Here is a 21323-nt window from a genome sequence, read left to right as displayed (position 1 = left end):
CGCGACTGCGCCACTCCCCTCATGCCCGCCGCGTCCTGCGCCGGGGCAGCGTGCCGAGCCCCCGTCCCCGCGGTCGCGCCGGGTCCGTCGATCGATGCAGCGGCTCATTCGTCATGGGCGGGAGGAAGCCGACGGAAGGTCGGGACCATGCGCGGAGGACGCTTGCGCCTTTCGGCCGTCCCGCTGGGCGAGGCCGCTTCGTACGGTGCTTGAGCAGCCGGACGTCGGCTGGGCAGCGGGGGAAGGGATTTCCCCTTCACCTGACACCCGACTCCGACAACGGCTATGAGGCCAAGGCGGCCCTGCACCAGGTCGGGTAGACGGACTGGGTAAGGCGTGACTTCGGCTCGTCAGGTGGTGCGGGAGGTATGCGGATGGCGGTCTGACCGCTGCGGGGCACAGGGCGATGGACCTCGGTAGCCGCTCTTTGCGCTCTTCGGCATGGCGCGAAGTGTGGGGTGTGTGTCGTTGACGCCACCGGCGTCGGATCACAGGGTGGAGGGGTGAAGCAGCGCCGCATCGTCTTCGTCGTCTTCGAGGGTTTCCAGCCTCTGGACCTCTTCGGTCCGTACGAGGTGTTCCAGCACGCCGACCGGCTCACCGGCGGATACTCCTGCCAGATCACAGCACCGCTGCCGGGCCCGGTGCGGTCCGGCAGTGGTCTTTCGGTACACGCTCCCTACGGTGTGGCCGATCTGGACCCTGCCGGGATCGACACGTTGGTGGTGGCCGGCGGCGACGGAATCGACCAAGTTCGGCACGATCCGACGCTGACACGTTGGATCGCCACCGCGGGGGCCACCGCTCGGCGCGTCACCTCGGTGTGCAGCGGGGTGTTCCTGCTGGCCGCCGCCGGACTGCTGCACGGGCGGAGGGTGACCACTCACTGGGCGCGCGAGGCGCAGCTCCTCCGGGAGCATCCCGAACTGGTCGTCGACTGCGATCCGATCTTCCTCAGGGATGGGCGGGTGTGGACGTCGGCCGGAGTGACGGCGGGGATGGACCTCGCGCTCGCCTTGGTGGAGGACGACTTGGGCCGGGAGGTCGCCCACGCCGTCGCGCAGGAGATGGTGTTGTTCCTGCGCCGCCCCGGCAGCCAGTCGCAGTTCAGCGTGGCGTTGTGGTCCGCGCAGCCGGCCAGCGACCCGATCCGCGCCGTGGTCACGGCGATCCACTCTGATCCCGGTGCCCGGCATGGCATCAACGACCTCGCTTCGCACGCCGGTCTGAGTTCCCGTCATCTCCAGCGCAGGTTCACAGCCGAGCTCGGCATCCCGCCCGCGACGTATGTCGAGGGCGTACGCATCGAGGCTGCCAAGCGGGCGCTCGCCGAGAGCGACCACCCCATCGAGACCCTCGCGCGTCGGTACGGCTTTGGCACCGCGGAGACGTTGCGCCGCGCCTTTCACCGGCATCTGGGCGTTGCACCGTCCGACTACCGCGACCGATTCCGATCCACCAAGGAGTGCATATGACCACCTACGGGATACTGATTTTCGACGGAGCGGAGGAGCTGGACTTCACCGGGCCGTGGGAGGTGTTCACCGCCTCCTCCATGCTGCGCGACCACACCGACACCGTGCTGCTCATCGCCGAACACCCCGGCGCCGTCCGCTGCAACAAGGGCATGCGGGTCCTGCCGGACCACACCCTGGACGACCACCCTCCGCTGGACGTCCTGCTGGTCCCGGGCGGCAACGGGACCCGCCACGAAGTGTCCAACACCGTGCTCATCGACTGGATTCGCACCACCGCCGCCGGCGCCGCATGGACCACCAGCGTGTGCACCGGAGCCCTGCTGCTGCACGAGGCAGGCCCGGCCCGCGGCCGAAGGGTCGCAACCCACTACCTGTTCGAGGACACCCTGGAGGCCAGGGGCGACGTCACCGTGGTCCGCGAGGCCCGCTACGTCGTCGACGGGAACCTCGTCACCAGTCAGGGCGTCTCGGCCGGAATCGACATGGCCCTGTGGCTCATCGGCCGCCTCCACGGCCGCGACCACGCCCGCGCCGTACGCCAGTACATCCAGTACGAACCTGCCCCGCCCTACCTCGCTGACGAGCCCTTCGCCGCAGGAGGGGAAACCACCCCAGCTGCCCCGTCAAACGACTGTGACTCCTGTGCGACTTCGAGGACGACAGCGGCCAAGGTGTGCAGCTGACGGAGGTCTGATGCCGACGATGTCCTGAAAGCGTCCCCCGCGCACGCCACCGGCGCGCGCATCGGGTACGTCCACGTCTCCGCCAAGGGACGGACGTGCGGCCGCCAGCTCGCCCCGCTCGTAGGCGCGGGCTGTGCCCGCTTCTTCGCAGGCAACAGTCCGACGCGGTCCGATGCCTGTTCAATGGCCTCCGGTGCGGCTCCACAAGGCGGCCTGGAAGACGCGTCCTTTGTTGCTGTCGCCGGTTGCGACGAAGATTTTGAACGAGACGACGGGCTGCTTGGGGTGACGAGGACACGATCGAGCGTGCTCTGTTCGCTCTGGCCCGCGCACAGGGCATCGACCCCGACACCGCCCCCCGACATCTGGTTTCCCGTCGTCGCGTTGTCTGTCCTCAACCGGCAGTCAGCGCGACCCGGCCAGCCGAGTTCGATGTCAGTGGTGGCTGGCAGCATGGCGATCATGAGTCGAATCATCTCGTTCAACAGCGCCGACAAGGCCGACGTCGTGGCCTTTCTCGGGGCCGCCGGGAACCTCACATCTGACCAGCAGCGCAACCTCCGCGTCATGCGCGAACTCGCGCAGGCCAGGCAACTCGACCTCGACGGCCAGGGCATCGACTGGGGCCTGTCCATTCCCGATGCGCTCGACCACCTGATAGCCGGCCACGCCAGCTCGGACGCCGAGTACGCAGCCGAGGGGCAGCACGTCATCCCCTACCCGGCTGGCCGACGCCGGTGATCGTTCACCGAGTCCACGGACGGACCCGGCATGTCAGCGCAGGCCGATGAGTTCCGCCTCGCCGCGTCGTCTCCATGTGGGGAACGTCCCCCTTCCGCGCCTGCGGAGGCCAGAGATGAGATGACAAGGAGCGTGCACACCGTGGACCAGGAGAACGTGAGCGCCACCCTGACTGTCGCCGTGCCCGCCGCGAGGGTGTTCGCGGTGCTGGCGGACCCGACGACCCATTCTGCGATCGATGGCACCGGCTGGGTCCGGGAAGCTGTCGACCAGGCGCCGCTGACCGAGGTGGGGCAGATTTTCCGGATGCACATGTATCACGCCAACCGTCCAATCGGTGACTACCAGGTGGCCAACAAGGTCCAGGTGCTCGACCCGCCGCGCGCCATTGGCTGGCTGACGGGGCAGGAGAAGGCCGACGGTCACCTGGAGTTCGGCGGCTGGATCTGGCGTTACGAGCTTGCGCCGCTCGGTCCGTCCGAGACTGAAGTCACGCTCACCTACGACTGGTCGGCGGTGCCGCAGTCCATCCGGGAGAACATCCGGTTCCCGCCGTTCGGCCCTGAGCATCTCACCAACTCGCTGCACCACCTGGCCGAGCTTGTCTCCGGTAGGTGATGTCGTCGACCAAGATGCCCACCAGCGCCGGAGACCTCGGATGCGGACGATGCCGGATGGCGCCCGCTTGATCCGACCGAGCCCAGTGGGCGGTGCTCGAACCGCTGCTGCCGGTCGGGGCGGCGCCGGGCCGACCGCCGGTTCACCCGCGGCGGCGTCTGGTCGACGGGGTGAGCCGGCGGGTGCGGGTCGGTGCGCCCTGTTGGACGACGGTGGAGGTGGATACCGGCTGTTGCGGACGGCCGCGGCCGGGGTGCAGTGATCCCCAGGGGCGGCGCAGGTGAAGGACGACAGGGCCGGCTTCGTCTCATGTTGCGGCCGTCGGGACGGCTGTCTGTCCGTCGTCCGGACTCGGCTCGGCGGTGCCGTCCGAGGTCGTTTCGGTTCTGCTGTAGAGGACTTCGCGTCCCTGTTCCGCGGCGCGGATGAGTCCTTCGCTGACGAAGTCGAGGAAGCGGGCGGCGTTTTCGAGGCGGGTGGCGGCCGGGGTGCCGGGGCGGAGGATGCCGACGCCCTGCCGTGCGGTCTCGATGAACTGGTCGTTGGCCCGGGCGCTGCGGAGCATCGCCTGGTACCAGAGGTCGTCGTCGACGACGTAGCGCTCGCGGCGGCGCTGTTCGTCGCGTTCGCGGCGGACGAGGTCCTGGCCTTCGAGGAACGTGATCGCTTTGGAGATGGACGCCGGGCTGACCTGGAGGCGTTGGGCGAGTTCGGAGGCGGTGAGGCTGCCGGTGTCGGTGGTGTAGAGGCAGCCCAGCACCCGGGCCATCATCTTGGGCAGGCCCGAGGTCATGTAGACGGTGGTGAGGGCCTCCTGGTAGTCGCGCACGGCTTCGGCGTCGCGTCCGTAGGGTTGGTGGGACGCCTGCGACCCTCTGGGTGCGGCCTGCCTGCGCTGGTGGGTGCGCTGTTGGGTGGCGCGGTGGGCCAGGTCGGCGCGGTAGCCGGCGGGGCCGCCGTTCCGCATCACCTCACGCGTGATGGTGGAGGTCGGACGGTCGAGACGGCGCGCGATCTCGGCGTAGGCCAGGTTGTCGGCCAGCCCCATCGCGATCTGCTGGCGTTCCTGCTGGGTGAGCCTGCCTCCCGGCATCACGACCCCCTTCCTGCCCCACGGGTGCCCCATGGCGCTGCTCGGTGTACCTCGACACCTCCACCATAGCGTTCACCTTCAATGCATTGCAACGGTCGACTGCCTCATCGTTGCGTTAAGCGAGAGGGTGTTGCAATGATTACCCCGCCACCACCTGCATAGATACCACTCCCAAGCAAAGGAATCGTTGCGCATACTTGGAAAGCAACGTAGCGTTTCCATCGTTCGGAAACAGCGAGTCGCAAGTACAAGGGAGAGCACGATGCAGAAGTTCCACACCCCCGCCCCGATCTCCGCCGTCCTGGAGATCCCCGCCGGGCGCGTCCAGTTCATCGCCGCAGACCGGGCCGACACCGCGGTCGAGGTCCTGCCCGCGAACGCCTCGAAGGGCCGCGACGTGAAGGCAGCGGAGCAGACCACGGTCCAATTCGCCGACGGAGTCCTGCGGATCGAGTCGTCGGCGAAGGACCAGTACTTCGGCCCCACCGGATCCATCGAGGTGACGGTCAAGCTGCCCGCCGGTTCCCACATCGAAGCCAAGACGGCCAGCGCCGAACTCCGGACCCTCGGCCGCCTCGGCGACGTCGCCTTCGAAGGCGCCTACCGCCAGATCAAGTTGGACGAGGCCGCGAGCGTCCGCCTCACCGCGGTCGACGGCGACGTAGAGATCGGCAGGCTGGGCGGCCCCGCGGAGATCAGCACCTCAAGGGGCGACATCCACATCACCGAGGCCACCGGCGGCAAGGTCGTGCTCCGCACCCAGTCCGGCGACATCACCATCGGCGCCGCCGCCGGCGTCTCCGCCGCCCTGGACGCCGGCACCAGCCACGGCCGCATCAACAACGCCCTCAAGAACAACGGCACCGCCGAACTCGACATCCACGCCACCACCCCCAACGGCGACATCACCGCCCGCAGCCTCTGACCCGTTCCCTCCAAGGAGTACCCCTCGTCCGCCCCGCCCGCCGGCCCGACACCAACCGGGCCGGCGGGGCGAACAGGCCGCGCAAGTCCTTTGGCGACAAGGTCGTCTGAGGTGCCCGCAAGATCACGGGCAGGTGCAACCGGACTCTGACCACGACAGGCCCACCAGGCCGAACTCGCCAACGCCATGGACGCCGCGCCAGGGAGGCATCCCGCACGGCGCACGCAGCACGGCCACCGCCCTGGACGCGCACGCCCGCTCACGCCCACGCCCTCGGCGGCCGGCACCACCTCATCGCCGCCCTGGGCAGCCACACCCGCACCGCAACAACCACCCACGCAACTCATAAGGAGCACAGCCATGTCCCTCACCCTCACCGGGCAGGATCGCCCGGAGCTGCACAAGGCCATCGAGGAGATCGTCGATTCCGGTTTCGCCGGAGTGCAACTGCGCGTGAACGACGAGCGGGGCGAGTGGGTCGGCAGCGCCGGGGTGCGCAAGCTGGGCGAGAGCGCCAAGCCGCCGACGAACGGGCACTTCCGGATAGGCAGCACCACCAAGACCTTCACCGCGACCGTGGTGCTGCAACTGGTGGCCGAGGGCAGGATCGGGCTGGACAGCCCGGCGGATGACCACCTGCCCGAGTTCGGGCTGGACCGGCGGATCACGGTGCGGATGCTGCTCCAGCACACCAGCGGGCTGTTCAACTACACCGGCGAGTACTACGACGACGGGACGGTCGCGCCGGGGATCCCCTGGCAGGGCCAGGAGTACGTGGACAACCAGTTCCACACCTACCAGCCGCAGGAGCTGGTACGGCTGGCGTTGTCCAAGCCGGCGCGGTTTGAGCCGGGGACGGACTGGAGCTACTCCAACACCAACTACGTGCTGGCCAAGTTGCTGATCGAGGAGGTCACCGGACGCTCGTTGGCCGAGGAGATGCGGCGGCTGATCCTCCAGCCGCTGGGACTGTCGGGCACCGTGGTGCCGGGCGCCTCGCCGGAGATCCCCACCCCGCACGCTCACGGCTACTACCGGTACGAGCACGCCGGCCAGTGGAAGGTGGTCGACGTCACCCGCTTCAACGTCTCCTGGATCTCCGCCGCCGGCGACATGATCTCGACCACCGAGGATCTCCACACGTTCTTCTCCGCCCTGATGAGCGGCAAACTGCTGCCGGACTCACTGCTGGCCGAGATGCGCACGCCGCACCCCGAACTCGGCTACGGCCTGGGGCTGTTCGTGGAGGAGACGGACGGCGGCACCGTCTTCCACCACAACGGCGGGTTCTTTGGTTGGGCGGCGCTGATGTACAGCACGCCCGACGGCAGTAAGACCCTGACCGCCTCGCTGACCACCGGTGACGCCGAACTCGACTTCGCCGCCACGGCCGAGGCGTTCCAGAAGGCGCAGCAAAGGCTCGTCAAGGAGGTGTTCCGCGGCGGGCAGGCCGAGCCGGCTCACGAGACGGCCCAGTCGGCTCGGTAGCGACGATCTGCCGGCCAGGCTCGACCGGCACACCGCCGATCATCCGGAAGAATCCTCTGTTGCGCGCCAGGCAGCCTCATCCCCCCGAAGGACTCCCGGAGCCAACCACCAAGGCCGGTCCGGGGGATCCCGAGGATCCCCGGGTGCCGGCCGCCCCACCGGTCGAGCACCAGCCACACCGGACCGCCGGTCGGTCGAGGAGGAGCTGCCTTTACGCTGGGGCGCCAGGTGCGAACGATGAACAGCGACGGATGGTAAGGGAACGGGGCATGCGGTGACGGCGCGGGAAGCGGGCGGCGATGAGCTGATAGGCAAGGTCCTCGGGGGCCGGTACCGGGTGACCGCGACGATCGGGCGCGGCGGCATGGGCGTGGTCGCCCGGGCGACGGACGAACTGCTGAACCGCGAGGTCGCCGTCAAGGTCCTGCGGGCCTTCACCGACGCCTCCGCACCCGAACTGCGCGATCTGCGGACCCGGATGCAGCGGGAGGCGCAGGCCGCAGCCCGTATCCGGCACACCGGTGTGGTCACCGTGCACGACGTCACCGAGGAGCAGGGCCTGCCGGTCATCGTCATGGAACTCGTCGACGGGCCGTCGCTCGACGAGGTGCTGACGGAGCGCGGCCCGCTGGATCCGCACGAGGCGGCGGCGATCGGCGCCAAGCTGATGGACGCGCTTGACGCCGCGCACCGGGTGGGCGTACTACACCGGGACGTCAAGCCGGGGAACGTGCTGCTGGAGCACGGCGGACGGGTCGTGCTCACCGATTTCGGCATCGCCACCATGGAAACCTCCGACGACGAGGCCGTGGCCAAGCTGACCCAGAGCGGTCAGCTCGTCGGCTCCCTCGACTATCTGCCGCCGGAGCGCGCGCAGGGCACGCTGCCCAGCCCCGCGTCGGACATCTGGTCGCTCGGCATGACGCTGTACGCGGCGGTGGAAGGCACGGCACCGTTCCGCCGCGCGTCCGTGTGGACCACCCTGTCGGCGATCATCGCCGAGCCCCTGCCGGAACCCCGGCGCGCGGGGCCGCTGACGCCGGTGCTACGGGCCCTGATGTCGAAGGCGCCGGAGGACCGGCCCACGGCCGAGCAGGCACGCGAGATGCTGGAACGAGCGGCCTCAGGCCGGACGATGAACCTCACGCCGCCAACCCCCGTGCCTCTCGCGGCTCCCGTCCCCGCCCCTACATCGACGGAGTCCGCGGCACCGCCCCCACCCGGGGCCGCCGCCCCGACACCGCCCCCCGGCTTCAGCGCCGCACCGACGTTCCAGCCCCCCTCCCCCTCACCTCAGGCTCCGTACACCGGCTACCCACCCTCCGGCCTGCCGCCCACACTTCCCCAACCCGGTATGCCGACCGCCGGTCACGCTCCAGGCGCCGACCCCACCACGGCCGACAGCGGCCGGCGCCGAAGCCGTACCCTCATCGCGGCGGCGGCTGCCTTCGTCGTGATCGCGGGAGGCGGCGTCACCTACGCCTTGACCAGTGGGGCGAGCGGTAACGAACCGCCGGCCGCCTCCGCAAGCAACTCCCCTGCCGGCAGCGGTCAACCGAGCGGCGGTGGAACGGTCGACGGCGGGAACTCCCTGCCCTCCGCCTCTCCGTCGTCCAAGCCGAGCGCCAGGCCGAGCACATCCGCTTCTTCATCGGCCAAGCCCACTTCGGTGCCGAAGACCTGCGGCGGCTGGAACCATCTCGACCCGAAGCCGGGAACGTACGGCTACCTGTCCGGCGACCACAAAGTCCTCACGGGGCCCTACAAGGAGTGCTCCTCCGCGGCCTCGGCCAAGTCCGGCACGAAGCTGTGGTTCCACTGCTCGGTCGAGAACGCCTACGGCCACAAGTGGATCTACGCCCGCATCGCCGGGACGAAGGACGCGGGCTGGATGTCCGCCGACAACATCATCCGCCAGAGCGGCAAGACGGTCCACTGCTAGAGATCTTCAACGGTTGGGGTTACGGCGGTTGGGGGTTGAGCCCGGTCTCGGCGATGAGGCCCTCGATGAGGCGTGGGGCGGTACTGCATCCCTTTCGGCCGTGTCTTCACCAGCGCGGTGAGCTGGTCGAGGCTGTGAGACGCTCGCGTCGAGCGCGGCCTCACGGAACACCGCACCCTCCGCATGAGTGCTCTGCGCCAGGAGACGTTCCCGGCGCATCGGCACCGGAATCCGACAGCATGGTCATGCTCGTTTCCGGGCGTTGACACCGATCATGCCGCGGCGGCGGGACCGGGCGGCTGCGGCCAGGATCGGGGTGGTCGCGGCGGTGGCGGCGGCGCCGAGTGGGGTGTCGGTGGCCAGGATCCAGCGGACTGTTTTCATGGCCAGGGTGAGGATCTCGCTGCCCCGCCGGCGCATGCCTGCCTCGAACCGGCTGACGGCCACGGTGAGAGCGGTGGTGCCGTCGGCGGCTTCGCTCAGCTGGTCGAGCAGACCGGCGGCGTCGCGGATGGCCGCGCCGGCGCCCATTCCGGCGGTGGGTGGTGTCGCGTGGACGGCGTCGCCGAGTGCGGTGATCCGGCCTGCCGGCCATGGCGCGAGGTCGGATGCGCGGGTCGAGGCGGCGTTGAAGCGGAATGCGGCCACGCTGTGCGGGTCGGCGCGGGCGATGACCTCAAGCGTGTGCTCGGCCCAGCCCCGCTCACGGAACCGGTCCAGCAGCGCGGCCTGCAACTCGCCGTCACGCAGCCCACGCAGGGCGTCGGTGGCGGCGGATTCGGGGAACATGCCGCCCCAGATGTAGGTGGGTCCGGTGGTGACGGACATCCGCAGCTCGGGTGCGTCGAGCACGGCGTTGCCGACCGGGTCGAGGAAGCCGACGTAGAGCGCCGCGCCCCGAGGGCCTATTGCCAGCCCCGATCGTGGTCCGAGCCGCTGCTGTTCGCGAGGGCTCAGGTCTCCCAGGGGGGTGCGGCCGGAGAACCCGATGATGCCCGCCGGGCGGTTGGTCGGGCCTCCGGCCAGGTGCCGGGCGACGAGGGAGTGGGCACCGTCCGCGCCCACCACCAGATCAGCCGTGACGGGTGCGGCGTCGGTGAACCGCACCTGGGGTGTGCCGTCTTCGTCGAGGCCGACGCCGGACACGGTCCGTCCCAGGTGCAGATCATCGCCGACCGCCTCGGCCAGCAGCGTGCGCAGGGTGATGCGGTCGATATCGACGCCGGAATCACTGCTGAGATCCGGCCCGTGGCCGAGGAGCCTGCCCCGGCGGTCCCAGAACGCATCGCGGTCGCGCAGCCGCAGCGCCGAGGCCGACGCCAGCAGACGCTCCATGATCTCCGGCGCCACCAGTTCCCGAAGGGCCGACTGCGCCCGCCCGTCCAGGGTGATGTGGTAGCCGCCCGTCGCCGCGACCTCGGTGTCACGGTCGAACGCCGCCACTTCGAAACCCCGGCGACGCAACCCCGCGGCCAGCGCGACCCCACCGATCCCGCCACCCACCACAACGACACGCATATCGTCCCCTTTCACCGCCGGTTGGCTTCGTGGACCGACGATGCCACCGGTAGTGGACACCGAGTGGCCGGTACCGGCCATGATGGGGCGATGGCGAGCACTTCACGACGGGCGTTGCGGCTGCTGTCCCTTCTCGGGTCGCGCCGGCAGTGGCCGCTGCGTGAACTGGCCACCAGGCTCGGGGTCAGTGAGCGCACCGTCCGCCGCGACATCGAGACCCTGCGCCGGCTCGACTACCCGATCACCACCGTCCACGGCCCCGACGGCGGCTACCGGCTCGGTGCCGGGCACACCCTCCCTCCGCTGCTGTTCGACGACGATCAGGCCCTTGCGGTCGCGGTGGCCCTCCAGACCGCGCCCAGCACGGTGTTCGGCCTGGGGGACGACGCGGCGAGGGCGCTGGCCGCCCTGGAACAGGTGATGCCCGCTCCGCTGCGGGCGTCCATGGAATCCCTGCGTCTGACCAGGCTTCAGAACTACTGGGAGTTCCCGGCCCCACCCATCGACTCGACCGCGCTCACCGCCGTGGGGGCCGCGGTGCGCCACCGCCACGTGCTCGTCACCGAAACGCTGCGCGCCGACGGCTCACGCCCGGAACCCGGCGACGACGACTTCCTGCCCGCCCGCCGCATCGAGCCCCACCACCTGGTCGTCTGGGCCGGTCGGTGGTACCTGGTCGCCTACGACCTCGCAGACCACGAGTGGCGGGTGCGCCGCGTCGACCGGCTCCGCCCCCGCCCGACAACGCACCGCTTCACCGCGCGCGAGCTTCCGGGAGAGGACCTCGCCCAGTTCGTCATGGGCACCCACGACCGCGGCGACACCCCCGTTGCCTGGCAATGCACCGGCAGCGCCCGACTCAACCTGCCCGCCGGCGTTGTCGCCCGCTGGGCGCCAGGCGGCTCGGTCGTCGAACACCTCGACACCGACCACTGTCGACTCACCCTCGGCGCCTGGTCCTGGGCCGGGATCGCCGGCATCCTTGCCACTTTCGATGCCGAACTCACCGACGTTCGCCCGCCCGAACTCGTCCAGGCCGGCCGACGCCTCGCACACCGCTGGGCCACCATGACAGAGACCGGCGACAGCAACAGCCCGACCCGTCCCTCATCGACGATCGACTGACGGCAGGCGTCGCGGGCGTCCAATGAACCCGGAAATCCGGGGCGTTGGGGCGGCGGCGATCCGATGAGGCTCGACGACGACTGCCGACAGGGTTTGATGACAGCTGAGCGGACGACACGAAGTCACCTGCTGACCCCGTGCGATCCTGACGGCTTCGCAGCCGGCAGGATCGTCACGGGATCAGCAGCGGACGCAGTCCCGCCCGCTCAGCTGTCCTGTACCGCCAGGGCCAGTACCGCGGGGATTGCTGCGAAGGCCTGGTGCATGTGCCGGATGAGTGCCGCGCGGTCCTGTTGTGCGGCGTCCGATGAGGTCCAGCTCTCCAGTGCGCAGTGCCAGGCGGCCAGCATGAGGTCGAGCAGCAGGCGCAGTTCGGTGCGGCCGGGGGCCTGCCCGGCCAGCCGGTCTGCCACGGTCCGAACGACGTTCGCGGAGACCTCCGAGCAGTGGCGCAGGCTGTGTGCGGTCAGCGCGGGGGTGCGGTCGGCCAGGCTGCGGCTGGCCAGGAAGCGCTGCTCCCACCCGTCCGTCATCTGCTCCAGTGCCGCGAACAGCGCGTCTTGGTAGGCGCCGACCCCGAACCCGCCGCCCACCAGGCCCTGATCCAGGTCCACTCGTTCTCCCTCAACGCCGGCGAGGTCCACCATGTGGTCCCCGAGGGCGAAGCCGGCACGGTGCCCGGCTGGGACGCCGCGGGCGTGGTGGTCCGCGCAGCCGCCGACGGCTCCGGTCCCGCGGTCGGCACCCCCGTCGGCACCGTGGGGGCCGACGGCGCCTGGGCCGAACTGCGCGTCGTGGACACGGACTTGATCGGCACCGTGCCCGAGGGAGCCGACCTCGGCCCGATCAGCACGCTGCCCGTCGCGGCAGGCACGGCCCTGCGCGCCCTGCACCGCATCGGCCCGATCCTGGGACGGCGCGTCCTGGTGACCGGCGCGGGCGGCGGCGTGGGCCGCTTCACCCTGCAACTCGCGGCCCGGGGCGGCGCACACGTCACCGCGGTGACCGGCGATCCGGCGAAGGCGGACGCACTGCGCGCACTCGGCGCCGACCCCAGACGCGTCAACCGGCGTCACGCACCCAATGGGACCGGTACCGGCCATCACGTCACTGTCGCACATTCTTCCGGTCGCTATTCTCTGGCGCTCGGGGAATATCGCGGATCCCGATGGATTCCAGGAGTTCTGCTGGTGCCGGCGAAACTCCAGCGGATAAAATTTCGCGCGCTGCTCGCGATGGCGGTCGGCGAGATCGGCGGTGGGGGCGAGGGTGCCGTGATCGAGCTGCACAAACACGCAACCCAGGGCGGTCACGCCCGAGGCTCTGAACGCGTGTTCGCCTTTTCTGGCCTGCGACGCCTACGACTCGGCCACAACATTCTCAAACGACACCACAAAGCGGTCCACGCAACAGCAGTGGCACGGTTCCCCTTTCCGTGGCATTGGCGACTGGCGTCCGCATTCGGGCCCATGAAGTGGACGTGCAGCGAGAAACAGGGGCTTCGTTTTCATGACAAGAGAAGTGTGGAGTGTGATGCCATGATCCGATTCGGCAGAGGCTCGCACCGGTCGGCCTGCCGGCTTGTGGAGCCGCTGGGGCGCATAGGGTTATCTGTTCTCTTACTGGCGGGCAGCGCCGTGGGAGCGACGGCAGGGCCGGCCGCGGCTTCGACCGCCGACGGCACGCTGACGGTCGAGGTGCTGCGCGACTTCTTCGGCACCGGCGTGATCAACGCGACGATGGACGTCCCGCAGCGGGGCATGAAGGTGGAGATCTCCGACCCCGCCGGGCACGCTGTCACCAGCGTCACGGATGCCACGGGAAAGGTCGTGGTGTCGCGGTCGACGGTGCTGAGCGGCGGCCGATACCGCGTCGACGTCAGTGTCCCGGCACCGTACAGCGACTATCTGCGGGCGGCGCCCGCATCGACGGCGGGGAACCACTTCGACAGCTTCACGTCGTTCGTGGATGTGTCGGGCGGAAAGAACGCCTCGGTGGTGACGGGGGTGTGGGATCCGGCCGACTACACACTGCCGGACTCGCGGTATTTCGTACCGGTCCAGAATGGCGCCAACGGAACCGACACCCGGGCGCTGGTGGCGTTCGGGACGAAGACCCGAGGCACGTGTCCTGCCGAGGTGTCGTGCCCGGCCACGCTGGACACGCAGGCCCAGGTGGGCACGACGTTCGGGTTGGCGTACGACAAGTACCGGAGCCGGCTGTTCCAGAGCGCGTTCGCCCGCCGGTACGCCCCGTACGGGCCGAAGGGCGGCGGCGCGATCTATACGGTGCCGGTCGGCGGCGGGGGTGCGCCGGAGCTGTTCGCGCGGGTGCCGGGCGCTGCCGTGACGCCGCACGACACCGCCGACATGATCAAGGATCCCGGGTTCACCGACGCGCCGGGCAAGGAGAGCATCGGTGGCCTGGCCCTGTCGGAGGACGGTTCCACGCTGTACGCGGTGAACCTGCTGACTCGCAGCTTGGTGAGCTTCGACGCGACAGGGGCCACCGCCTCGGTGCCCGAGGCGGCGGTGCGGATCCCGGACCCGGGGTGCGCGAGTCCGGGCGACTGGCGGCCGTTCGGCCTTGCCACCCACAACAACTCGCTCTACGTCGGCGGCGTGTGCGACGCAGAGAGCACGCAGCAGCGCGCGGACCTGAAAGCCGTCGTCTACGCCTACGACGGCAAGCGGTTCACCACAGTGCTGACCCACCCGCTCACCTATCAGCGCGGCACCGTCTTCGTCGGTGCCGGCGACGCCGCCCAGGCCACCCACTGGAACCCGTGGAACACCACCCTGGCCACGTGGGACGAACGGAAGGTGGGCGGTGCCTTCATCGATCCGCAGCCGGAGTTCGCCTCCCTCGCCTTCGCCCGCGACGGTTCGATGATCCTGGGTTTCCGCGACCGGTTCATGGACGTTCTCAGTGCGAAGGGGCTGGACCCTCGCCCGCTGAACAACACGCCGGAACTCGGCATGTCCGGTGGTGACATCACCATGGCCTGCGCCAGTCCCGCCGGCGGATACGCGTGGGAAGGCACCGGAAGCTGCCCCAACCACGCCAGCCGCGCCACCGATGGCGGCCAGGGCAACGGTGTCGTCGAATACTTCCCGGGCGACTTCTTCGCCGGCGGGCACCAGGAGACCGCGCTGGGGTCGGTGGCCTACATTCCGCAGCAACAGTGGGTCGTCAGCACGGAGTTCGACCCGACCGTCAACATCGAAACCGCCGGGACCGGTTACTACGACATCACCACCGGTCAGGGCCCGGGCAACGCCCCGGCCGCCAACGCGTACCAGTTCATCGGTCAGGAACAGAACGGGTTCGGCAAGGCCGGCGGGCTCGGTGACATCGCGTACGCGGCGGCGAACGCGCCGATCCAGATCGGCAACCTCGTGTGGTTCGACGGCGACCACGACGGGATCCAGGACCCTGCGGAACCGCTGCTGCCCGGAGCGACGATCAACCTGCTGGACGCGGGCGGCAAGCAGGTCGCCACGACCAGGACCGATGCCGCCGGCGAGTACTACTTCGGTGGCGTCGGCGCCGCGTACCAGCTCACGCCGGGTGCGAAATACACGGTGCAGTTCGACGTGTGTACCGCGGACACCAGCAAGGTGCCCGGCCGGCCCCCGGCAAGCGCGCTGCGGTTCACCCGCCCGCGAGCCGGTGCCAACCGTGCGCATGACTCCAATGTGACGCCGCCGACCACCGGTCGGTTGTGCAACGGCTACGCGCCTGTCACGGCGCCGGACAAGCCGGGCGGGGTCGATCACACGATCGATGCCGGGGTGTACATCCCGAAGGCGACGCCGACCCCGACTCCGACTCCGACCCCGACTCCGACCCCGACCCCGACCCCGACCTCACCGCCGGCCTCTACGCCGCCGTCACCCGCGCCGCCCGCCAACCCGTCCCCGGCCGGCGGGAGCACGGGCCGCCTGGCGCACACGGGCATGTCCGGGCTGCCAGAGATGATCGCCCTCGCCGGTCTGCTGGTGGGAGCGGGCCTGGTCATCGCGTTCGTGAGCCGGAAGCGCCGCGCCCGGAAACACTGAACGAACCGAACAACAGTGATCTGCCTGCCCGCGATCCGGATGGCGCGGTCGGGCAGATCACGTCTCGGCCGGTCCACGGGGCCGGCCTTGGCGTCGTCCGTCACGGGACCGCCGAGTGTCACCGCGACCGCACGGCGGCCGAGCAGTGTGGTGATGGAGAGGGTGGATCAGAAGAGTGTCAGCGTCGAGCCGCGTGCGGCGCGTGAGAATCCAGCAAGCTCCACCGGGCCGTGCGGCTGACCGACGCCGATGGCTGCGGCCACGCTGGGCGGCAGCCGTCATCGGCATGGCGGCCGTCGCGGTGGCCGCGTTCCTGGTCGCCGGCGGCGGCTCTGGCCCCAGCGGTCCGCGCGCACTGACTTCGGATGAGGCGAACCGGCTGGCGATCACACGGTTCCGCAACTACGAGGCGCACGGCCGCGCGGTGACGATCACCGTGCCGGACACCACCGGCGGGCTGATCGTCACCGGGTCCGTCGACTACCGAGGCAAGCTCGGTTACGGCGTGGTGCACGGCAGCGGGCGCGACACGTCCAGCGACGGGCTGATCGAGTGGACGGCCGCCTCGGTCCTCGTCCACCCGATGGCGAACGCCCCGGCGCACGCACCCGCGTCGCCGCCCCGCTCGGGCTGGTACAGGCGTCCGCTGAAGTCGTCCGGCAGCTCGTTGGACAGTTCGCTGGCCGTCGCGCTCAGGCTCGGCAGCGACCGGCCGGACAACGCCGAACTGCTGCCGCAGAACGGCGCCGCCTGGTGGGGACGAGACCAGGTGGACGGGCATCGGGTGGACGTCATGACCGGGCCGTCCTCCCGTGACCGCTCCGGTACCGCGGGCAGCGTGCGCTACTGGGTCGGCCCGGGCGGCACCATGTACCGGGTCCGCGTCAGCGTGGGTTCCGAGTCGCAGCCGGTGGTCATCGATTTCGACACCCAGAAGTACGTTCCGGTCAAGGCGGTACCCGGGGCCACCCCGACGCGGTAGCCGCTGTTCAGGAGGTCTGCACCCGCGCGCCCGCGGCGAGCAGGGACGCCGACGGCAGCGGGATGCCTGCCGTGTCCGGCAGGGCCGGAACGGCCGGGACAGCGGTGGCGCCCGTAGTGGAGGCGTGGGGGAACTGCGGCTGTGGACCAGGCGCCGCGACCTCGGTGAACGGGATGCCACCGGGTGCTGTCGGCATCGCCCATCTGCCGGCCGGGGAGGGCGACTTGGCCGGAAGCGGGCAGGCCGCGGTTGCCGCGAGCCGGGCGGGCACTGTGGTCCGCAGATCGTTGCCGCGCAGGCAGTTGTCCCGTCCCCGCGTGGCGGTGGGGAACGTCCAGCCGACGTCGACGCCGTTGCCGGTGAACGTGTTGTCCAGGATCTGGTTGCCGACCGGAGGCATGTCGGCGGTTGCGGTGATCACCAGCCCGGCGTTGCTGTTGTCGGCGATGCGGTTGCGGATGAACCGGTTGTCGCTGCCGCCGTCGATGCCGATGCCGGTACCCCACCCACCGTCGGCCTGCTCCGGGGTGGCCCGCTGCTGGTTCGCGGCGATCAGATTGCCTGCGATGACGGCGCCCCGCTGCGGGAGCAGCTTCTCCTGGTGGTCGGAGTCGGTGGTCAGGCCGACCCGGTTGCCGACCAGACGGTTGCCGACCACGTACATGTCGCCACTGGCGTTGGTGCCTTCGTAACCGACCGCGTTGAGTTCGGCGACGTTGTCCCGCACCACGGTGTGACACGGCTTGCACTGCCCGACGTAGATCCCCGAGTCGGCCCCGCCTGACGTGTACGAATGCTCGATGACACCGTTCTGCGCGGAGAACGCGTAGATGCCGTACAGGCCGTTGCGGGTCGCGGTCACATACGAGACCAGGAACGACTTCAGGAAGGTGACGGGCTCATCGCCGGTGTCGTAGCCGCCCGAATGCCCTGGCAGCCCGCCGGCCGCCTTCGCCGAACCGGTGACCAGCACCCCGTTCTGCGTGTTGTTCTCCACGGTCAGGTTCTCCACGGCCACCCCGGGCGCCGCGACGACGACACCGTTCGGCTGCTGCAACCGCCCGTCGATGACGACCTTGTCCCGGGACGCGCCGCGAAGGGTGATGCGCGCCGTGCCGATCTTCACCGACTCGTGGTACACGCCCGGAGCGACCAGCACCAGGTCACCGGGCCGGGCCGACGACACCGCAGCCGAGATCGTCGGGGCGTCGGCAGGCACTCGGATCGTCACCCGCACACCGCTCGGCCGCCGGCCTTTGCCCGATCCGCCATCGCCGCCGGTGCAGCCGACCACAAGTGTCAGCGCGCCCAGTACCGCGGCCACCACGCGAAGAGCTGATCGAGGCATGATCCCAGTCTGGCATGACGCCCAATTCCCCGCCAGAATACGGAGGTTGACCGGCGCGCACGATTCGGGTGTGGCACTCTGCACACCATGCACCGAGCCGATCACCACCCGTCGCGCCGCGCGTTCCTCGATGTCGCCGGCGCCCTGGTGGCCGCCGGTCTGACCGCCGGGTGCACATCGGACTCCGCCCGGCCAGGCCCGCACGCCCCTGCCGCGGCGGCCACACCCATGCCGGTTCCGGCGACGGGCCCGCACCAGGCAGGCATCACGCTCCCCCAGCCGGCCCAGCGCAACCTGCTGGCCGTGGTGGCCGACCTCGGTGCCACCGTGTCCGTCGGCCCGTTACTGGCCGAACTCGGCCGGGCCATCCGTGCACTCATCGCGGGGACCGACCCGCGGCTGTCGGGCCTGCCTCCGGGCGACCTCACCGTGACCGTCGGCGTGGGCCCCCGGCTGGTGCGCACGGCCGGGGCTTCGCTGCCCGGCGCGGCCGACCTCCCGCGATTCTCCCGCGAGCGGATCGCCCCGCGGGCACGCGGTGGTGACCTGCTGCTACAGATCTGCGCCGGCGACCCGCTGCTCCTACCGGTCGTCGCCGCCGCGCTCCTGGACCAGGCCGGTGACCGCCTCCACGAACGCTGGCGGCAGTCCGCACGCCGCGGTACGGACGTGCCCGTCGGCAACGGCCTTACCGCGCCACGAAACCCGCTCGGTTTCATCGACGGCATCGTGGGCCCACACACGACCGCCGAACAACAACGCGACCTCTGGCTGGCCGGACCCCCTGCGGTCGCCGGCGGCACCCTTGCCGTACTGCGGCGCATGGAACTCGACCTGCCGCGGTTCGCCGCCCTGTCCGTAGCCGAGCAGGAGGCGGTCTTCGGGCGGCGCCGGGCCAGCGGCGTCCCCCTCTCCGGCGGCGCCGTCGCCTCGGGCCCGGAACTCGGCGCCAAGACACCGGACGGTCGCTATCTCGTCCCCGTGGACGCCCACGTGCGCAGGGCGAACGCCGCCGTGGTCGGCGCCGGCCTCATGCTCCGCCGCTCCTACAGCACCGACGAGCCCGCCCCCGGCCTGCTCTTCATCAGCTTCCAGAACGACCTGAGGACCTTCACCGCCACCCTCACCCGCATGGACACCTCCGACGCGCTGCTGCCATTCACCACCACAACCGCCAGCGCGACATTCCTGATCCTCCCCGGCTTCGACCGGCAACACCCGCTCGGCTCCCAGCTGTTCGGCTGATCACGCCGTGCCTCTTCCCTTCGGCCCGATCAGACCGCTGACGTCGGCGGCTCGGCAATCATCCGCTTTCCGAACGTGATCGTTCGGGTCGGGTGGGCACGAACTCCGTCCAGCCGCGGGAGAGAGGGTGGCGATTCGTCCGCTCGCGTCGGCCGTGGAGGTGGCTGGTGCCGTCGGTGCTTGGTTTGCCGGAGACCCGGGAGAACAGGGTCCGGGAAGAGGGGGACCCCGTTCGACTCATCGAGCTCTTCGAGCGGTAGGCGGAAGGCTTCTCGGTGTCGGGCGCCGTCCGCCCTGCACCTCAAGTAGCGCTGATGCGCCCGATCAGGCCCCGCAGGGTCGTATCGATCAGTCGCGGCCTGCGGTGTCGGGGCGCGAAACCGGTTTCGGCAGGCCGGCCGCCGGTGTGCCCGCCGGTCCGGTCTCCAGCACCGCGGCCCAGTGGTCGGCCCAGTGGACGAGTGGGCGAAGCGCCTCGTATGCCTCTCGCCCCAGTGGGGTGAGCTCATAGCGGCTGTCGGGTAGTTGGTGAACCACGAGAGCATCGTGCAGTTCGGTCAGGCGCTGCCGCATCACGCTGGAGGACATGTCGTCGCACCGCTTCTGCAAGGGGCGAAACCCGAGGGGGCCATCGCGCAGTTCCCACAGGATGCGCAGACTCCACCGCCGTCCGAACAGATCGAGTGCGGCCATGAGGGGGCGACCGGTGGTCGAGCCCCGAACGGGCTTGCCGGGTCTTGGTGTTGCCATGGCGCGGTGTCCGACTCTCTCCCTGCTTGATGCTTCGAATTTCGGTACGCTACCATCAGCGATCCGCTTCGGAAATCGAAACGAGGGGGCTGCCGTGGCCACTGCCCTGACGACCCAGGTGTGCCGGACACTGGGGATCCCGACGCCGATCATCCAAGCGCCGATCGGATCGGCCGCCACCGCGGAGTTGGCCGCCGCCGTGAGCCGGACCGGCGGCCTGGGGACGCTCGCACTGACCTGGGTCACGCCCCAGGAGGCCGCCCGTCGCATCCGCAGCACGCGACGGCTCACCGACCGCCCCTTCGGAGTGAACCTGGTCCTGGACTTTCCGGTCGACCACGTCCTGACGGCGTGCCTGGACGAAGGCGTGCCGATCGTTTCCACGTTCTGGGGTGACCCGGCCTCCGTGCACGAGCGGGTGCACGCCGCGGGTGCGCTGCATCTGCACACCGTCGGAAGCGCCGAGGAAGCACGCCGCGCGGTCGACGCCGGTGTCGATGTGATCGTCGCCCAGGGATGGGAGGCAGGTGGCCACGTACGGGGGCAGGTCGCCACGATGGCGCTGGTGCCCGCGGTGGTCGACGCGGTGCACCCTGTCCCGGTGATCGCCGCCGGAGGCATCGGGGACGGGCGCGGCCTGGCCGCCGCGCTCGCTCTGGGAGCGCAGGCCGGGTGGCTCGGCACCCGGTTCCTGAACGCTCTCGAAGCGAACACGCACGAGACCTACCGCGCCCGCGTGCAACACGCAACCGAGTCGGACACGGTGTACACCCGTTGTTTCGACGGCGGTTGGCCCGACGCGCCGCACCGTGCGCTGCGCAATCCCACCATCACCGCCTGGGAACGCGCGGGGCGGCCCGGAAGTCCGCACCGTCCCGGCGAGGGAGAAGTGGTGGCGACCACCCCCGATGGCGGCAGCCACCTGCGCTACGACGACATGATCCCCACCGCAGACGCATCCGGCGATCTTGAGGCGATGGCCCTGTACGCGGGGCAGATCACCGGGCTCGTCACGCGCCCCGCGTCGGCTGCGGACATCGTCACGACGATCGCGGCACAGGCCGCCGGCATTCTCGGCAGCGAGCCGCCGAGCCCGTACCACGAGGGCCGGTCGACGACGAACTGACAAGCGCTCGGCGCGACTTGGCGAGTCCACGGCCGCGGTACCGGACCGACCGGCGATCAGACACGGACCACGGCCTTCCCGGTGTTGCGCAGGCATCGGGCAGATTGCTCGCCATCTCCACAAGATTGGCCCGAGTCACTGCACACCTCTCATGTCGTCGACCGGCCGTTGCATCGCGTTACGAGGGCTCCTCAACGGGT

Annotated in this window: 17 protein-coding genes and 2 pseudogenes; 13 read left to right on the top strand and 6 right to left on the bottom strand. The window is 70.2% G+C overall.

Annotated features, from left to right (window positions below; all coding sequences use genetic code 11):
* Nucleotides 1–503 precede the first annotated feature (503 nt).
* The 4 genes from IEZ17_RS08085 (at nt 504) to IEZ17_RS08070 (ending at nt 3520) form a co-directional block, all read left to right on the top strand.
* Nucleotides 504–1475 carry a GlxA family transcriptional regulator gene (locus IEZ17_RS08085; RefSeq protein ID WP_189297935.1) on the top strand — a complete coding sequence of 324 codons (972 nt, stop codon included), beginning with the start codon at nt 504–506 and terminating at the stop codon, nt 1473–1475.
* Nucleotides 1472–2161 (top strand): DJ-1/PfpI family protein, encoded by a 690-nt coding sequence (locus IEZ17_RS08080; protein WP_189297933.1) that lies wholly within the window; start codon nt 1472–1474, stop codon nt 2159–2161. The genes IEZ17_RS08085 and IEZ17_RS08080 overlap by 4 nt, the downstream gene beginning before the upstream one ends.
* Before the next feature lie 462 nt (nt 2162–2623).
* Nucleotides 2624–2902, top strand: coding sequence for a DUF7691 family protein (locus IEZ17_RS08075; RefSeq protein WP_189297931.1), 279 nt, complete (start codon nt 2624–2626; stop codon nt 2900–2902).
* Between the two features lie 141 nt (nt 2903–3043).
* A complete protein-coding gene (locus IEZ17_RS08070; RefSeq protein WP_229852043.1) occupies nt 3044–3520 on the top strand; it encodes an SRPBCC family protein in 477 nt (158 codons plus the stop codon).
* 307 nt (nt 3521–3827) lie between these two features.
* Here IEZ17_RS08070 and IEZ17_RS08065 read toward each other — a convergent pair whose 3' ends face one another.
* Nucleotides 3828–4613 (bottom strand): GbsR/MarR family transcriptional regulator, encoded by a 786-nt coding sequence (locus IEZ17_RS08065; RefSeq protein ID WP_189297928.1) that lies wholly within the window; start codon nt 4611–4613, stop codon nt 3828–3830.
* A 262-nt stretch (nt 4614–4875) separates the two neighbouring features.
* Here IEZ17_RS08065 and IEZ17_RS08060 point away from each other — a divergent pair, with 262 nt between their 5' ends.
* The 3 genes from IEZ17_RS08060 (at nt 4876) to IEZ17_RS08050 (ending at nt 8968) form a co-directional block, all read left to right on the top strand.
* A complete protein-coding gene (locus tag IEZ17_RS08060; protein WP_189297926.1) occupies nt 4876–5538 on the top strand; it encodes a DUF4097 family beta strand repeat-containing protein in 663 nt (220 codons plus the stop codon).
* Nucleotides 5539–5898: 360 nt separating this feature from the next.
* Nucleotides 5899–7026 (top strand): serine hydrolase domain-containing protein, encoded by a 1128-nt coding sequence (locus IEZ17_RS08055; protein WP_189297924.1) that lies wholly within the window; start codon nt 5899–5901, stop codon nt 7024–7026.
* 274 nt (nt 7027–7300) lie between these two features.
* Nucleotides 7301–8968, top strand: a complete 1668-nt coding sequence (locus tag IEZ17_RS08050; protein WP_189297922.1) for a serine/threonine-protein kinase — start codon at nt 7301–7303, stop codon at nt 8966–8968.
* A 19-nt stretch (nt 8969–8987) separates the two neighbouring features.
* Here IEZ17_RS08050 and IEZ17_RS45220 read toward each other — a convergent pair.
* Nucleotides 8988–9108: pseudogene (locus IEZ17_RS45220) on the bottom strand (IS630 family transposase); the annotation flags it as partial.
* Between the two features lie 103 nt (nt 9109–9211).
* Complete coding sequence (locus IEZ17_RS08045; protein ID WP_189297920.1) at nt 9212–10486, bottom strand: FAD-dependent oxidoreductase; 1275 nt, start codon at nt 10484–10486, stop codon at nt 9212–9214.
* 90 nt (nt 10487–10576) lie between these two features.
* On the opposite strand from IEZ17_RS08045, the gene IEZ17_RS08040 reads away from it, so the two are divergent.
* Nucleotides 10577–11611 (top strand): helix-turn-helix transcriptional regulator, encoded by a 1035-nt coding sequence (locus IEZ17_RS08040; protein ID WP_189297918.1) that lies wholly within the window; start codon nt 10577–10579, stop codon nt 11609–11611.
* A 206-nt stretch (nt 11612–11817) separates the two neighbouring features.
* Here the strand turns inward: IEZ17_RS08040 and IEZ17_RS08035 are convergent, their stop codons facing one another.
* The gene (locus tag IEZ17_RS08035; protein ID WP_229852096.1) at nt 11818–12225 is read right to left on the bottom strand and encodes an acyl-CoA-like ligand-binding transcription factor; all 408 of its coding nucleotides are present in this window, start codon (nt 12223–12225) and stop codon (nt 11818–11820) included.
* Here IEZ17_RS08035 and IEZ17_RS08030 point away from each other — a divergent pair.
* The 3 genes and pseudogenes from IEZ17_RS08030 to IEZ17_RS08020 all read left to right on the top strand — a co-directional run.
* Nucleotides 12124–12660 (top strand): annotated as a pseudogene (locus IEZ17_RS08030) (alcohol dehydrogenase catalytic domain-containing protein); the annotation flags it as partial. The gene IEZ17_RS08035 and the pseudogene IEZ17_RS08030 sit on opposite strands and share 102 nt — an antisense overlap.
* 588 nt (nt 12661–13248) lie before the next feature.
* On the top strand, nt 13249–15672 hold the full coding sequence (locus tag IEZ17_RS08025) for an SdrD B-like domain-containing protein (RefSeq protein WP_229852087.1): 2424 nt from the start codon (nt 13249–13251) through the stop codon (nt 15670–15672).
* A gap of 286 nt (nt 15673–15958) precedes the next feature.
* The gene (locus IEZ17_RS08020) at nt 15959–16654 is read left to right on the top strand and encodes a hypothetical protein (protein WP_189297915.1); all 696 of its coding nucleotides are present in this window, start codon (nt 15959–15961) and stop codon (nt 16652–16654) included.
* Between the two features lie 7 nt (nt 16655–16661).
* On the opposite strand, the gene IEZ17_RS08015 is transcribed toward IEZ17_RS08020, so the two are convergent.
* Nucleotides 16662–18002 carry a right-handed parallel beta-helix repeat-containing protein gene (locus IEZ17_RS08015; protein ID WP_189297913.1) on the bottom strand — a complete coding sequence of 447 codons (1341 nt, stop codon included), beginning with the start codon at nt 18000–18002 and terminating at the stop codon, nt 16662–16664.
* Nucleotides 18003–18089: 87 nt separating this feature from the next.
* On the opposite strand from IEZ17_RS08015, the gene IEZ17_RS08010 reads away from it, so the two are divergent.
* Entirely contained in the window at nt 18090–19247 is a 1158-nt protein-coding gene (locus tag IEZ17_RS08010; protein WP_189297912.1) for a Dyp-type peroxidase, read from the top strand.
* A 348-nt stretch (nt 19248–19595) separates the two neighbouring features.
* Here the strand turns inward: IEZ17_RS08010 and IEZ17_RS08005 are convergent, their stop codons facing one another.
* The gene (locus IEZ17_RS08005; protein WP_189297910.1) at nt 19596–19940 is read right to left on the bottom strand and encodes a winged helix-turn-helix transcriptional regulator; all 345 of its coding nucleotides are present in this window, start codon (nt 19938–19940) and stop codon (nt 19596–19598) included.
* 151 nt (nt 19941–20091) lie between these two features.
* Here IEZ17_RS08005 and IEZ17_RS08000 point away from each other — a divergent pair, with 151 nt between their 5' ends.
* Nucleotides 20092–21123: an NAD(P)H-dependent flavin oxidoreductase gene (locus tag IEZ17_RS08000; protein WP_229852031.1), complete on the top strand. Its 1032-nt coding sequence runs from the start codon at nt 20092–20094 to the stop codon at nt 21121–21123.
* Nucleotides 21124–21323 lie beyond the last annotated feature (200 nt).

The organism is Streptomyces albospinus (genome assembly GCF_014648695.1).
In the GTDB taxonomy this organism is placed as follows: Bacteria; Actinomycetota; Actinomycetes; order Streptomycetales; family Streptomycetaceae; genus Streptomyces; species Streptomyces albospinus.
Note: the sequence above shows the minus strand (reverse complement) of the source record. Positions and strands in the feature narration are given on the sequence as shown.